The following is a 15939-nucleotide window of genomic DNA, read 5'->3' as shown; positions in this document are numbered from 1 at the left end:
CTACATTTTAGAGCTATAGAGATAGGCGAACAGGAGAACACGTCTCCTGTACGTCGAACGGAGCACCTTATGACCAGAAGAAAAATCACCATCGACGTTGTGTCAGATGTCGTTTGCCCATGGTGTTTCCTCGGCCGCAAGCGGCTGGAACAAGCACTTGAAATGACGCCCGAAGTTGATGCCGAAGTACGCTGGCGCCCTTATCAACTTGACCCATCGATCCCCGCTCAGGGCAAAGATCGGCAGGTCTATATGCGCGAGAAATTCGGCACGAGTTCGAAGATTGACGACATTCACAAACAGCTGACAGAACTCGGCGAAGAAAACGATATCGTCTTCGATTTTGAAGCGATCACGCGCGCACCCAACACCCTGGATGCCCATCGCCTGATCCATTGGGCTGAACAGGCTGGACCGGGCCTACAGGACAAATTGGTCGGCCGACTGTTCTCGCTCTATTTCGAGCAAGGGCAGGATATCGGCGATCATGACGTGCTGGTGGATGCTGCGGCAAGCATTGGCATGGAAGCGCCGATTGTCGCGCGTCTTCTGGAAAGCGATGCCGACAAAGCCACGATCCGTGAGGAAATCGACATCGCAGACCGTATCGGTGTGCGCGGGGTGCCATGCTTCATCATTGACCAGAAATATGCCGTCATGGGTGCACAATCCGCCTCTGCCCTCGCCGATGCCATTCAGCAAACGGCGGAAGGCTTCGAGCCGGGTATTTCGGAAGACAGATAAATATATCGCGGCGGGGTTAACCCGCCGGGATCTTTGCAAGCTGCGCCATAATAACCGCCGAACCATTCAGACGTTTTTCTGGCGTCGCCCAATCACGAATAAAGACGATGCTCTGATCCGGCCTGATCTTGGCCATGGAGCCCTGTTCACCGATCATCTTCACCAATCCAACCGGATTGTTGAAAGTTGCATTGCGGAACTGGATAACCACGCCTTTCGGACCGGCATCAAGCTTCTCGACATTAGCGCGGCGGCAGAGTGCCTTGATGTAAACGATTTTGAGCAGGTGCTGCACTTCTTCCGGCATCGGACCGAAACGGTCAATCAGTTCTGCACCAAATGCATCAATATCCTGCGGCTCTTCAAGGTCTGCCAGACGGCGATAAAGACCAAGGCGCAATTGCAGATCCGGCACATAAGCTTCCGGAATCATCACAGCCGTTCCAATTGCAATCTGTGGCGACCACTGGCTGTCTTCGACCTCAATGGTGCCCTTGAGCGTTGCAACCGCTTCTTCCAGCATCTGCTGGTAAAGCTCGAAGCCTACTTCCTTGATGTGACCGGACTGTTCTTCGCCAAGCAGATTACCCGCACCGCGAATATCCATGTCATGACTTGCGAGCTGGAAGCCAGCGCCCAGCGTATCAAGGGACTGCAGAACCTTCAGACGACGCTCGGCAGTGGCGGTGAGCGTGCGACCGGCAGGCAGCGTAAACAGCGCAAAGGCGCGCTGCTTGGAGCGGCCGACACGTCCGCGCAGCTGATAAAGCTGCGAGAGGCCGAACATATCGGCACGATGCACGATCATCGTGTTGGCGGTTGGAATGTCGAGGCCAGATTCGACGATGGTCGTCGATAAAAGCACATCATATTGGCCGTCATAGAAGGCATTCATAATGTCATCGAGCATTCCGGGTGCCATCTGACCATGTGCGACACCAACTTTGAGTTCCGGCACATGATCTCTGAGAAACTGCTCAATGTCCGCAAGGTCAGCCACGCGCGGACAGACATAGAAACTTTGACCACCGCGATAGCGTTCGCGCAGCAATGTCTCGCGGATCACCAGAGGGTCAAATGGTGACACAAAAGTACGAACAGCCATACGATCAACCGGTGGCGTCGTAATCAGCGAAAGCTCACGCACGCCGGTGAGTGCCAGCTGCAACGTGCGCGGGATCGGCGTTGCAGAAAGCGTCAAAACGTGAATGTCCGATTTCAACTCCTTAAGCCGCTCTTTGTGCTTTACGCCGAAATGCTGCTCTTCATCGATGATGAGAAGACCCAGATTCTTGAACTTGATCGAATTGCCGAGCAGCGCATGCGTGCCGACCACAATATCTACGGTGCCGTCTTCAATGCCCTTTTTGGTGGCTGCAAGCTCTTTCGAGCCAACCAGTCGAGATGCGTGCGCGACATTAACCGGCAAACCGTGGAAACGGGTTGAGAAGGTTTTGAAATGCTGGCGTGATAGAAGCGTGGTCGGCACAACCACTGCCACCTGAAAACCGCTCAAGGCAGCAACAAAAGCCGCGCGCAGTGCAACTTCCGTTTTGCCGAAACCAACATCGCCGCAGATGAGGCGATCCATCGGCTTGCCTGCACCCAGATCATCCGTAATCGCATCAATAGCGCGCAACTGATCTTCGGTCTCATCATAAGGGAAACGCGCCGCGAATTCTGCGTAAAGGCCTTCTGGTGGCTGCATAACGGGTGCACCGCGCATCTGGCGTTCGGCAGCGATCTGGATCAGATGACCGGCAATTTCAAGCAGGCGTTTCTTGAGCTTGGCCTTGCGCATCTGCCATGCGCCGCCGCCGAGCTTATCAAGAACAGCTTCCGACCCCTCGGACCCGAAGCGAGAAAGCAATTCGATATTTTCGACTGGCAGAAACAGTCGATCATCGCCTGCATAATGAATCTCGAGACAATCATGCGGAGCGCCCGCTGCCGTGATCGTTTTCAGGCCTATAAAACGACCGATACCATGATCAACATGGACGACAATATCGCCAGCCGAAAGTGAGGCGGCCTCCGAAATAAAATTCTGGTCACGTTTGCGGCGCTTTGAGCGACGCACGAGGCGGTCACCGAGAATATCCTGCTCGGCAACAACAACCAGATCGCCAGCGTCAAAACCGCTTTCAACTGCCAGAACAGCTGCCGTGATCTTGTCGCGCGACAGCGCCTTAACCATCGAAAGGCGGTCAACGGTCTCAATCTTTTCAAGGCCATGCTCGTCGAGCACTTGCAGCAGACGATCGAGCGATCCTTCCGACCATGCTGCCACCAGCACTTTTTTGCCAGCCACACGCAAATCGGCAATATATTTCACCACCGATTCAAACAGGTTCACATCGGTTGCTGCACGTTCTTCCGCAAAGCTGCGTCCCTTATGGACATCGGCATGAACAATCGCACGGCCAGTCACTTCAGGCGTACCAAATGGCGTCAGATCAATACGCAATCCGTTGGTTGCAGCAATCGCTTCCACTTCTTTTGGCGTGAGATAAAGCGTTTCCGGCTTAACCGGCTTGTACGGCACAGCATCGCTGCCCGGCTCTTTGCCTTCTGCCTGCCTGAGGCGCGACTCATAGTGATCCACAACCATCGTGTGGCGTTCGGTCAGTGCTTCATGCACCAGATGATCGAACACCACCGGCATGTCGCCGGCATGGTCAAACACAGTTTCGAGATTATCGTAAAACAGCGGGAGCCAGTGCTCCATGCCGGCAAAGCGCCGCCCTTCACTGATCGCCTGATAAAGCGCATCATCGCGCTGTGGCGCGCCAAACATCGCCACATAATTTCTGCGAAAATGGCTGATCATGTCCGGCGAGAGCGAAATTTCGCTCATCGGCTGAAGCACAAATTCCTTACGTGCGCCTGTGGTGCGCTGCGATGCCGGGTCAAACGCGCGAATTGTTTCGAGCGTATCACCAAAAAAATCAAGACGCAGCGGCTCTTCTGACCCCGGTGCATAAAGATCAAGAATCCCGCCACGCACTGCATATTCGCCAATATCACGTACCGTCGAAACACGCTCAAAGCCGTTGCGCTCAAGTCGCGCACTCAGCGCGTTCATATTGAGCTGATTACCGGGACGTGCGGAAATCACCTGTTCGGCGATTGCAGCCTGCGGCGGCAGCTTCTGCAAAACCGCATTGGCAGTCGTGATGATCACAGCGGGATGCGGCGTCTTCTTCAATGAAGCCAAGGCGGCCAGTGCCGCAAGCCTGCGTGCCGATGCATCCGCCCCCGGCGACACACGATCATAGGGCAAACAATCCCACGCTGGCAGATGCAGCACCGGAAGGTCGGGCGCAACAAAGTTCAGCACCTGCTCAAGATCTGCAATGCGCTGACCATCACGCACAATATACAGCAGAGGCCCACGCTCACCAATCTCTTCGACCAGCCGCGCAAGACAAAAAGCTTCGAAACCATCGGCAACGCCATCGATGACGATATTTTTGCTATTGCTGGCTTTCACACCAAGTTTGCTGAATACGGGCATGGCGGCTTATTCTCAGAATTCTATGCGGTCGCGGAAAGCAATGATGTCACGGAATAAAGGCGTATCATATTCCTGAGGTGTTTCGCTTTCGCCTGTCACCCATTTCAGAAGATCGCGGTCGAGCACTTCAAGAATCTGCTCAAACTCGTCCAGTTGAGCATCAGTGAAGGCTAGAAGATACTGATCGGCATACTGCCCAAGGATCAGATCCATCTCGCGCATGCCGCGATGCCAGGCGCGAAACAGAAGCTTGCGACGCCTAACATCAAGATTTCCTGCCGCAAGTGTGCTGCCTGTCATTGTTTGAGCGCTCCATTAAAAAATATGTTGCCGGTATATAGCATCTGTTGACGATGAGGGAACCCGTTTCCGCAATTAGAACAAAAATAGTACAAAACCATTTCAAAGGCTTGCACAGAAAAGCAAAGCAGTTAATGCTTCCAGCCATGCGTCCGTCTGTGCTTGATCCGTTTTTCGCTTCCGTCCGCTCGCTTTCCGGCATTGGCCCGAAAGTGGCAGCTTTGCTTGGCAAACTTTTGGGCACAGACGTGCCCGGAGCTGAGCCAAAAGTTGGCCAGCTTCTCTTCCTGCCACCACATAGTGTGATCGACCGACGCAACCGCCCCGGAGTAGCCTTTGCGCAGGAAGGCGCCATTGTGACGCTTGAGGTGATGGTTGATCAGCATCAGCCAGCCCCGCGTGGACGCGGCAATGTTCCGCATCGTGTGACTGCACATGATGACACTGGCGAAATCATCCTCACCTTCTTTCATGCGCAATTGCCATGGCTGGAAAAGATGTTGCCCGAAGGCGAAATCGTCATCGTTTCCGGCAAGGTCGAATGGTTCAATGGGCGTGCCTCGATGGTGCATCCGGATTATATCGCAAGCCTTGAAGATGCGGCCAGTCTTCCGATGGTTGAACCCGTCTATGCGCTGACGGCTGGCCTTTCATCGAAAACGCTTGGCCGCGCGGTAAAAGAAGCACTGACCCGCGTGCCGGTACTACCCGAATGGATTGACGGGCCGCTGATTGCGCGTGAGCGTTTCGCCTCTTTCAAAGAGGCATTGAACACAATGCATCTGCCGGAAGATCCGAGTGATATTGCGCTCGAAAGTATCACACGGCGCAGGCTGGCTTATGACGAGTTTTTGGCAGGACAATTGGCACTCGCGCTTGTGCGCGCCAAGACACGTCGCCTTTCAGGGCGCCCACTGGAAGGCAATGGCCGCATCGTTGCGGAAATCATGCGCCACCTCCCCTATAAACTGACCAAAAGTCAGGATCAGGCGGTTCGCGAGATCATCACCGATCTTAAATCGCCTGAGCGTATGCTTCGCCTGCTGCAAGGCGATGTTGGTTCTGGCAAGACGGTCGTTGGCCTTTTATCGATGGCACATGCCGCGGAATCTGGCGGTCAGTCTGCCCTGATGGCGCCAACAGAAGTGCTGGCTCGACAGCATTTTGCCACCATTGCACCTCTGGCGGAAAAGGTTGGCCTGAAAGCCGCCCTTCTTACAGGTCGCGAAAAAGGCAAAGAACGCAATGCTGTGCTTGAGGGCCTGAAAAGCGGCGAAGTCGATATTATCATCGGCACGCACGCGCTTTTTCAGGAAAAGGTCGAATATCACGATCTCGTCTTCGTCATCATCGACGAGCAGCATCGTTTCGGCGTACATCAGCGTCTGATGCTGACGGCAAAAGGCAGCGCACCCGATATGCTTGTGATGACGGCAACGCCTATTCCACGCACACTTGTGCTGACCGCCTTTGGTGATATGGATGTATCCAAGCTCACCGAAAAGCCAGCCGGACGCCAGCCGATTACCACTGCCATTCTGCCCATGGAACGCATGGGCGAACTTGTCGAGCGCATTCGGAAGGCCGTTCACGAAGGGCAGAAGATCTACTGGATATGTCCGCTTGTGGAGGAGTCCGAACTCGTCGAACTGACTTCCGCCGAAGAACGCTTTGAATCGCTCAAGTCAGTTTTTGGCAACAAGATCGGCCTCATCCATGGCCGCATGACTGGTGCTGAAAAAGACGAAGCGATGCGCGCTTTCAAGCAGGGCGAAACGCGGTTGCTGGTCGCAACCACCGTCATTGAGGTTGGCGTCGACGTGCCGGATGCAACGATCATCGTCATCGAACACGCCGAGCGCTTCGGGCTATCCCAATTGCACCAGCTACGCGGACGCGTTGGCCGTGGCGACAAGCCATCCACCTGCCTTCTGCTTTATAAAGGCCCACTTGGTGAAATCGGACAGGCCCGTCTCAAGGTGATGCGCGAAACGGAAGACGGTTTCCGCATTGCCGAAGAAGACCTGAAACTGCGTGGCGAAGGCGAGTTGCTCGGCACCCGTCAATCAGGTACGCCGGGCTTCCGCCTTGCTTCGATTGAAGCACATGGCGACTTGCTGGAAATCGCTCGCAAAGACGCGCGCTATATTCTGGCAAGCGATCCCGACCTTGAAAGCGAGCGCGGAAAAGCGCTGCGCGTGCTGCTTTATCTTTTCGGACGCGATGAGGCGATCCGCCTGCTTCGCGCGGGATAAAAACGAAATGGCCGCATCGCTGCGGTCATTTCTATCTATCTGTCAATTTTTTCAGATAAGAGATTGTTTTAATTTTATTCTACCGTCACCGACTTTGCGAGATTGCGCGGCTGATCGACGTCCGTACCCATCAAAATAGCAGTATGATAAGCGAGCATCTGGATCGGCAGAGCATAAACCAACGGCGTGATAAACTCAGGCACATCCGGCAGAACAATGGTCGCCATCGTATCAAGGCTTGCTGCCGCAGCACCTTTCTTGTCGGTGATCAGAATAATACGGCCGCCGCGGGCTGCCACTTCCTGCATGTTGGAAACGGTCTTCTCATAAAGACGATCCGACGGCGCAATGACGATAACCGGCATGGTCTCATCAATAAGCGCAATCGGGCCGTGCTTGAGTTCACCAGCCGCATAGCCTTCGGCGTGAATGTAGGAAATTTCCTTGAGCTTCAGCGCGCCTTCCATGGCCAACGGGAACGATGTTCCACGACCGAGATAAAGCACATGGCTGACCTTTGCCAACTCGTGACAGACGGTAGCAATCTGGTCTTCAAGCTTGAGAACCTGATTGATAAAGCGCGGTGCTTCCGAAAGCTGACGCACCAGTTCCTGTTCACGCTTGTCATCAATCGCACCGCGCGCTTTTGCAGCAGCAATCGCAAGTGACGCCATGGTCGAAAGCTGGCAGGTGAAAGCCTTGGTCGAGGCCACACCGATTTCAGGACCGGCCAGCGTCGGGAACACGGCATCCGATTCACGCGCAATGGTCGATCCGGTCACATTGACCACAGAGGCGATTTTCAAACCCTGCGATTTGCAATAACGCAGCGACGCGAGCGTATCCGCCGTTTCACCAGACTGCGAAACGAACATCGCGAGCGAATCCTTTGAAAGCGGCATTTCGCGATAACGAAATTCCGAAGCGATATCGCTATCGACCGGCAGACGTGCGATCTGCTCGAACCAGTATTTGCCCACCGAAGCCGCATAAAAAGCGGTGCCACAGGCAGAGATTGTCAGCCGGTCAATCTTGGCAAAATCAACAGCAATCGCTTCCCGACGCACCTTACCGGTGGTGAAATCGAGATAGTTTGCGAGCGTATGCGAAATCACTTCCGGCTGCTCGAACATCTCTTTCTGCATGAAGTGGCGATGATTGCCCTTCGAGACCAGCATATTACCGGCCTGTGACTTCAAAATCGTGCGTTCAACCTCAACATTGTTTTCATCATAGATGGTCACGCCCTTACGGGTCAGCACTGCCCAGTCACCATCTTCAAGATAGGCAATTGTGTCGGTGAATGGCGACAAAGCGATAGCGTCAGAACCGAGGAACATTTCGCCTTCGCCATAGCCCACGGCCAGTGGCGGCCCCTGACGCGCGCCGATCAACGTTTCTTCATTGCCTTCAAACAAGAAGGCGAGTGCAAAAGCGCCTTGTAACAGTGGCAGGCTGTCGCGCACGGCCTCAACAGGCGATTTTCCCTTGTTCAACTCGCGCGTCACGAGATGCGCGACGGCTTCAGTGTCGGTTTCTGTCTCGAACCTAAAACCTTCCGCTTCGAGCATAGCACGCAATTCGGCAAAGTTTTCGATAATGCCGTTATGAACAACAGCCAAGCGCGGCGTGATATGTGGATGCGCATTGCGTTCAACGGGCTTGCCATGTGTGGCCCAACGCGTATGGCCAATGCCGATGACGCCCGGAAGTGGTTCACCCGCCAGACGTTTTTCCAGATTAACCAGTTTGCCTTCCGCACGACGGCGATCAAGCTTGCCATTCAAAAGCGTGGCAATACCGGCAGAATCATAACCGCGATATTCAAGCCGCTTCAGCGCATCAACCAGACGCGGTGCGACTTCGTCATTGCCGATAATGCCGATAATTCCACACATAGGGTGCTCCAGATCCGAGATTCACGCATTGAGTTGTGATTTAAAGATTCTAATGTAAAACGACAACCCAAAGGGCTGTCGTTCTATTCATCTGTTGGCCGTTTATTTCGACGATGTTTTAGCCGCTTTGATGGCAGCGTATTTCTCGCGCAATATCTTTCCCCGACCTTCTTTGGTTTCTTGCCGCGCACGACCGAAAGCCAGAGCATCCGCAGGCACATCCTCCGTAATTGTGCTACCAGATGCGATATAGGCATTATCACCGATCGATACTGGCGCAACAAGCGAGCTGTTGGAGCCAACGAAGGCATGTTCGCCGATCACCGTCTTATACTTGTTATAGCCATCGTAATTGCAGGTGATTGTGCCCGCACCGATATTGCTCGACGCGCCCACAATAGCATCACCAATATAGGTCAGATGATTGATCTTCGCGCCCTTGCCGACCTGGGCGTTCTTCACTTCACAAAAATTACCCACTTTGGATTTTTCGCCAAGATTTGCACCCGGACGCAAACGCGCAAAGGGTCCGATCTCGGCATTTACGCCAATCTTCGCACCTTCAATATGTGAGAAAGCGTGAATCAGTGCACCCGATGCCACATGCACGCCCTGCCCGAAGAAGACGTTTGGCTCAATCACAACGTCGGCTTCGACCAGCGTATCATGTGAGAAGAAAACAGTTTCAGGCGCAATCAACGTCACACCGGCCAGCATCATTTCCTGACGCTTGCGGTTCTGCCAGATGCTTTCAGCTTCAGCGAGTTCGGCACGATTGTTGATGCCAATCACATTATCGACAGGCACTTCAATCGCCACGACATTCAGGCCGTTGCCATGCGCGAGGCCAACAATATCGGTCAAATAATATTCGCCCTTGGCGTTCTTGTTATCAACAGCATCAAGCAGAGCAAGAGCGTGTTGACCACGAACGGCCATCAAACCACCATTGCAGAAGCCGATTTTCTTCTGGGCGTCGGTGGCTTCTTTCTCTTCGATAATCGCAGTGAGCTTACCACCTTCTTCGATCAGGCGACCATAGCCATGCGGGTTTGCGGGACGAAAACCGATAACGACAACGTCAGCACCCTCTGAAAGCTTGTTGCGCGCAGCCTGCAACGAATGCGCTTCGATCAGCGGCGTATCGCCAAAGACGATCAGCAGATCATCATAACCGCGCTCGATTGCTGCGCGCGCGGCCAGAACCGCATGGGCCGTACCCAAACGCTCTGTCTGCTCAAAGGCAGAAACCGCATCGGCAATTTTTTCGACAGCGCCGCGCACTTCATCTGCACCGCGCCCGACGACCAGAGCCACGTCGCTTTTACCAGTGCCCTGCACGGCCTTAACCACATGCGAGACCAGCGGCAGGCCTGCTACCTGATGCAGAACTTTTGGCAAACTCGATTTCATACGCGTGCCTTCGCCAGCGGCAAGCACGATGGAAAGGCATGTACGGTCTGTCATAATATCGTCCAGAAAGATTAAAGGCTCATCTGCTCAATAGCATTAAAGCGTATATGGAAACTTACAATTTCAGCCCAAGCGCCCCAGTGCCGGGAAAGTTTCGAGCAGCCAGAACGAGAAAGACTGCATTCCGCCGGTCAGGAAAAGCACACCAGCAATCACGAGCAACGCGCCCATCGCTTTTTCAACTTTGCCCAGATGAACCCGGAAGTGTGACAAAAACCGCATGAATGCGCCCGAAAAAAGAGCCGCAATCAGAAACGGAATTCCCAGACCCAGCGAATACACTGCCAGAAGGGCAGCGCCGTCAATCACCGTGCTGCTGCCGCCTGCCAATGTGAGGATAGGCCCCAGAACCGGGCCAATACATGGCGTCCAACCAAAGGCAAAAGCCAGCCCCATGACATAAGCGCCCAATGGCGAAGCTGGCGCATTACGCGCCTGAAAACGCGCCTCACGCGATAGGAATGAAAAGCGCAGCACCCCCAGGAAGTTGAGGCCCATCAGAATGATGACGACGCCCGCCGCCATAGCGATTTCCTGCTGCCACATGCGCAGAAATGCGCCGATGGACGATGCACCAGCCCCAAGGGCCACAAAAACAGTGGTAAAACCGAGTACAAAGCAGATAGCCGCAAAAGCAAGAGAACGACGATGCGAAGGAGCCGCAGCAATGCGTGATTCTTTTTCTGCACGAAAATCCTCAACACTCACACCCGCCATATAGCACAGATAAGGCGGCACAAGCGGCAGGACACAGGGCGAAAGAAACGACAGCGCACCCGCACCGGCAGCCGTCAAATAAGAAACACTAAGCACTGAAACCTCATTTTTTACATAGAGTTTTTCTTATCTGAAACAGATAAACAGCTCTATTCATTTGTTTTTGAACAAACTCGGGGAAACTTCCCCGTTTTATCCAAAGCGCTTGCGGCCACTGCCAATTAAGGCATAATCCGACCCGAGTGAAATACCCTTTGATGGCCTTATAACCCAACTTCGACATTACTTTGATTATTTTCAATGCAGCATCTCATTCGAACACAAGTTCGCCCTAAATCAGGATCATTTGCGCAAAATTAGATTGCTCCAACTGGACGACGCTCCGATGAGCTTAATTGACAACGAAGAACCTTCTTCAGCCACCAAAGAACAAAGCAAGTCTTCTGGATGGCTGAAACGCTACCAGCATTTTCTGTTTCCAGTTGCGGGCATTGCGATCGCGCTGCTGGCAATTTATGTTCTGGAAAGCCTGCTTCAGAATACCTCGCGCAAGGATACGCTGGTCGCATTCCATGATCTCCCATGGAGTGTCATCGGCCTCGCAGTTCTGTTCACTATGCTGAGCTACGCTGCGGTAGCGCTTTATGACGTGGTGGCGGTCGACACAATCGCGCCTAACCAAATACCGCGTCGTATCGCAGCGGTTGCAGGTGCGGCAGGCTATGCAATCTCCAACGCCATCGGCTTTTCGCTGCTGACGGGCGGTGCACTGCGCTATCGCATCTATGCTGCGGAAGGGATCAGCCTTGCCGATATCGGCAAGATCGTCGGCACCTCGTGGTTTGCAATCTGGTTTGCACTTATCATCATGGTGGGCGCGGCTCTGCTGATTGATCCGCAGGATGTGCCGTGGATTTCGACGATTGATGCACGCATTGATGTTGTCGCTGGCATTATCATTCTTGGCGGCATTGGCTGGCTGATCTACTGGCTCTCACATGGCCAAAGAACGCTTCGCTTAGGCTCGCTCAGCCTGCGACTGCCCAACTCGAAAGGTGCAGTGACCCAAATTTTTGCAGGCCTTGTCGATGTAGGCGCTGCAGCTGCAACCCTCTATGTGCTGATGCCACAGGATGCGGTTCCGAGCTTTGCGGTCTTCGCGCTCGTCTATGTGATTGCTATCGTTCTAGGCATTGCGAGCCATGCGCCGGGCGGACTTGGTGCATTTGAAGCAACCATCATTGCTGGCCTTGGCATTGGTGACAATCCACAAGCCATTGCCGGTCTGCTTGCCTATCGTGTGATCTACACAGTCATGCCGCTTGTCGTATCCACAATTGGCCTTCTCATCTGGGAGGGGATGCGCCGCAGGCAGATGTTGGGGCGTCAGGCCAAATTTGCAAAGCGCCTTGTCGAGCCACTCATTCCCGGTCTCTCTGCCAGTATCATCTTCCTCGGCGGTATTATTCTGCTCGTATCGGGTGCAACGCCCGACTTGCGCTATCGTGTAAAAATACTCTCCAGTGTTGTTCCAGAGTTTTTTGTCGAAACATCGCATCTTGCCGCAAGCCTTGTCGGCGTTGCGCTGTTGATCGTAGCGCGTGGCCTGTTCAGACGACTGGAGCGCGCATGGATTGCTGCAATCGTGCTTTTGCTGTTTGGTGCAGTGTTTTCGATTGCGAAAGGTTTGGATTGGGAAGAAGCAAGCATTCTGTGCGTTTTTGCTCTTGCTTTATGGGGCTTTCGCGATTCCTTTTATCGCCGCCCGATTTCCGGACCATTTGAACTGAGCTGGAGCTGGATTGCCTCTGTCGGCACAACTGTCATCGTCTCCACTTGGCTTGGCTTCTTCGTTTATCGCCACGTGGAATATTCCAATAATCTCTGGTGGGATTTTGCTTGGAACGATAATGCACCACGCTTTTTGCGCGCCACCGTTCTGGTGTTTGCTGTTGTGGCGGCAGTCGGTCTGAACTCGATCATCAACCGGCACAGCCAGCGCAAACGCAAGCGTGATTACTCAATCCCCCCTGCGGTGTTTGAACTTGTTGCGCAATGTCCGCATACAGATGCAGCCCTTGCGCTTCTTGGTGACAAGCAATTTCTGCTTGCGCCCGATAACAACGCATTCATCATGTATGCGCAATCGGGTGGCAGTCTGATTGCGCTGGGCGAGCCGATTGGCGACAAACAGGCTGCAAAGGAACTCGCGTGGTCTTTCCATAGCCTGGCAGACAAGATGGCGCTGCGCACCGTATTTTACGGCGTTGGACCAACCAGTCTGCCATTGTTTCTCGACATGGGATTGGTGGCGCTGAAGCTTGGAGAAGTCGCCCGCGTTGACCTCAGCGATTTTTCGCTCGAAGGTCCGCGCCGTCAGCCATTCCGTTATGCCGATCGAAAAGTCGACAAGGATGGGCTGACATTTGAAGTTATAGACGTGAAAGAGGTTCCACCGCTTATTCCGCGTCTGCGTGAAATCAGCGATGCATGGCTTGACCATAAATCAGGCAGCGAAAAAGGCTTTTCGCTTGGCTATTTCGACGACGACTACATGACGCGGTTCGATGTGGCTGTGCTTAAAAAAGACGGAGAGATCGTTGCCTTCGCCAATATCTGGCGCGGTGCCGACAAATACGAGATCACAGTCGATCTCATGCGCTACATGCCCAATGTGCATAAACTGCTTATGGACGCTCTTTTTGCCAAACTGCTCATGTATAGCAAAGAACAGGGCTATAAATGGTTCAATCTCGGGGCTGCGCCGCTATCAGGTCTGAACCGCAGCAGATTAGCCTCGCGCTGGAACCGCTTCGGATCATTCATCTATCGGCGCGGTGCCGACCTCTACCACTTTGATGGCCTCAAAGCCTTCAAGGAAAAATTCGACCCCGTCTGGACACCGCACTATATGGTTTGTCCCGGCGGTCTTGAAACACCCCGCACACTCATCGATGCAACAACACTAATCAATGGCAGCCCACTGGAGTTTATCCGTAAATGAAGAAGCGACGCATTCTTTTAACTGTCTTTGGGCTGGTTTTGCTCGGCGGTGCAGGTGTCTATGCTGCGCTGCATCCGGGCAAAATTGCGCGTCAGTGGGCGCAGTTTTTCAATGCCGACGAACCGGTAATCCATGCCAGTGCTGAACGGCTTTCCAATATCCCGGTTTACATGCCCAAAGGCGATCCGGTTGGCCTTGCCATTCTGCTGAGTGACGAAAACGGAATTGGTGAGAATGAACGCGCTTATATGGATGCAATGCTGGCACGCAACATGATCGTGTTGCCTGTCGAACTGGGTCCGTGGCGCGCTGCACTCGATAAAGAAGATGGTGAGTGCAATTATCTCGACTCGGACTTTGAAGCGATTGCCAAGGAGGCCCTGCGCGGACTCGATCTTGATGTCTATTTTCATCCCGTCGTGACCGGCATTGGTCAGGGCGCGACAATTGCATATGCCGCAGCATCGGATTCGCCCGATGCAACCATTGCCGGTGCAGTCGCTCTCGACCCGACACCTGCAAAAACCCGCCTGCCCTCATGCACAGAAGAAGCAGAAGCGGTGAATGCACCGGGCGGCGGATTCACCTATGAATATGATGCCAAAATTCCTACACCCACATTGGTAATTGGACCCAACGGCTCTCCCGTCAACAACCCTGTCGAAGCAAGACAAAAGAGCGTAGCCGTACTGCAAAGCGGCGCAGACTTCCCCGCTCGTATGAACATGGCCGTGAACAATGTCGTGGCAATGGCTGATATGGACGCGAAGAATGAAGCACTCCCCATTGTCGATTTACCAGCCAAAGGCGGCAAGGCTGATATAGTTGCCGTGTTTTACTCGGGGGATGGCGGTTGGCGCGATCTCGACAAATCAATTGGTGAATGGCTTCAAGCCAATGGCGTTCATGTGATCGGTGTCGATTCACTGCGCTATTTCTGGTCAGAACGCACGCCGGAAGAAATAGCGCGTGATACAACCGCAATGATCAAAAAAGCTGATCCATCCAATAAGCTGCCCGTCGCCGTTCTTGGCTATTCATTTGGCGCAGATACATTCCCGTTTGCCTGGAAATATCTGGATCCAGCGATTCAGGACCGCACCAAAATGGTCGGACTTCTTGGCGTCGAAACAACCACCACATTCCAGGTTTCGATTGAAGGCTGGCTCGGCATGGATGGTGACAAGGACGTCGTTCCAGCTATCACGACAATTCCGCTGGATCGCGTGGTCTGCGTTTATGGTGAAGAGGAAGACGATACGGCTTGCACAGCACCGGAGCTCAAAGGGGCCGACCTGATGAAGCTTTCAGGTGGGCATCACTTCGATGAAAATTACGAGCCGATTGCTGCCGCTCTTTACGAAAAAATGCGCGCGCATGCAGGCCTGCCGCCTCGCCCCGCGAGTTAAAATGAAAGGCACCGGCATTTTTAGCCGGTGCCTTGTTCATACAGCCTTGGCGCTGCGCTTCTTCCTGCACAGCCAATCGGCAATCAAACCTCTTATCAGTCTTAAATCCGATCCCTGGCATTCTGACGGCCTTCCTGCTGGTGGCATTTGCTCTGGTGGCCTCAATCGCAGCTTCTATTGAAGCCATATATGGCGGTCGTCATTGTGACGAAGTCCTTTTTCATTGATTTGATTCTTAATGAGGTTACAGCTCTCTCCTTCTGGCATAACGAATCTGCATTGCATGACGTTTAATGGCTGAATTCCATGCCAAATGAGCAGATTTGGTTCCACGGTTTCATCGGGAAGACCTGTGACGACAAAATTTATAGCGAGTAAGGCAATTTTTTTGAAATTATGTTGGAGAAACTTGATTTTATGGTGTTGACCAATCCGAAAGCCGCCCGTATGTTCCGCCACACTTCCAGGGACGATTTGTTCCTTAAGGGAGCGCGTAGCTCAGCCGGTAGAGCAACTGACTTTTAATCAGTAGGTCCAGGGTTCGAATCCCTGCGCGCTCACCAATAAATTCAAGAAAATCAACCACTTAAAGAACTCCTTCTGCTGATGTTTATTCCTGCAT

9 protein-coding genes and 1 tRNA gene are annotated in these 15939 nt (G+C 53.4%); 5 read left to right on the top strand and 5 right to left on the bottom strand.

Going from position 1 to position 15939, the window contains the following annotated elements; translation table 11 throughout:
* Positions 1 to 69: 69 nt before the first annotated feature.
* Positions 70 to 744: a DsbA family oxidoreductase gene (locus OPR82_RS06910; RefSeq protein ID WP_265983936.1), complete on the top strand. Its 675-nt coding sequence runs from the start codon at positions 70 to 72 to the stop codon at positions 742 to 744.
* Between the two features lie 16 nt (positions 745 to 760).
* On the opposite strand, the gene mfd is transcribed toward OPR82_RS06910, so the two are convergent.
* Together mfd and OPR82_RS06900 are read right to left on the bottom strand one after the other, a co-directional pair.
* Entirely contained in the window at positions 761 to 4261 is a 3501-nt protein-coding gene (gene mfd, locus OPR82_RS06905; protein ID WP_265983935.1) for a transcription-repair coupling factor, read from the bottom strand.
* Positions 4262 to 4273: 12 nt separating this feature from the next.
* Positions 4274 to 4561, bottom strand: coding sequence for an FAD assembly factor SdhE (locus tag OPR82_RS06900; protein WP_265983934.1), 288 nt, complete (start codon positions 4559 to 4561; stop codon positions 4274 to 4276).
* Positions 4562 to 4695: 134 nt separating this feature from the next.
* On the opposite strand from OPR82_RS06900, the gene recG reads away from it, so the two are divergent.
* Complete coding sequence (recG, locus tag OPR82_RS06895) at positions 4696 to 6816, top strand: ATP-dependent DNA helicase RecG (protein ID WP_265983933.1); 2121 nt, start codon at positions 4696 to 4698, stop codon at positions 6814 to 6816.
* A gap of 74 nt (positions 6817 to 6890) precedes the next feature.
* On the opposite strand, the gene glmS is transcribed toward recG, so the two are convergent.
* The 3 genes from glmS to OPR82_RS06880 all read right to left on the bottom strand — a co-directional run bounded on the left by glmS (position 6891) and on the right by OPR82_RS06880 (position 11000).
* Positions 6891 to 8714 (bottom strand): glutamine--fructose-6-phosphate transaminase (isomerizing), encoded by a 1824-nt coding sequence (gene glmS / locus OPR82_RS06890; RefSeq protein WP_265983932.1) that lies wholly within the window; start codon positions 8712 to 8714, stop codon positions 6891 to 6893.
* 102 nt (positions 8715 to 8816) lie between these two features.
* Positions 8817 to 10181: a bifunctional UDP-N-acetylglucosamine diphosphorylase/glucosamine-1-phosphate N-acetyltransferase GlmU gene (gene glmU, locus OPR82_RS06885; RefSeq protein WP_265983931.1), complete on the bottom strand. Its 1365-nt coding sequence runs from the start codon at positions 10179 to 10181 to the stop codon at positions 8817 to 8819.
* A gap of 69 nt (positions 10182 to 10250) precedes the next feature.
* The gene (locus tag OPR82_RS06880; protein ID WP_265983930.1) at positions 10251 to 11000 is read right to left on the bottom strand and encodes a cytochrome c biogenesis CcdA family protein; all 750 of its coding nucleotides are present in this window, start codon (positions 10998 to 11000) and stop codon (positions 10251 to 10253) included.
* 289 nt (positions 11001 to 11289) lie between these two features.
* Between OPR82_RS06880 and mprF the strand changes: the two genes are divergently transcribed.
* From mprF to OPR82_RS06865, 3 genes are all read left to right on the top strand, one after another.
* Complete coding sequence (mprF, locus tag OPR82_RS06875; RefSeq protein WP_265983929.1) at positions 11290 to 13908, top strand: bifunctional lysylphosphatidylglycerol flippase/synthetase MprF; 2619 nt, start codon at positions 11290 to 11292, stop codon at positions 13906 to 13908.
* On the top strand, positions 13905 to 15317 hold the full coding sequence (locus OPR82_RS06870; protein ID WP_265983928.1) for a virulence factor family protein: 1413 nt from the start codon (positions 13905 to 13907) through the stop codon (positions 15315 to 15317). The genes mprF and OPR82_RS06870 overlap by 4 nt, the downstream gene beginning before the upstream one ends.
* Positions 15318 to 15804: 487 nt before the next feature.
* Positions 15805 to 15880, top strand: a tRNA-Lys gene (locus OPR82_RS06865).
* Positions 15881 to 15939 lie beyond the last annotated feature (59 nt).

The sequence above is a fragment of the Ochrobactrum chromiisoli genome (assembly GCF_026241335.1).
Taxonomy (GTDB): Bacteria; Pseudomonadota; Alphaproteobacteria; order Rhizobiales; family Rhizobiaceae; genus Brucella; species Brucella chromiisoli.
The sequence above is the reverse complement of the archived record's forward strand: the minus strand, read 5'-3'. Positions and strand labels throughout refer to the sequence as shown.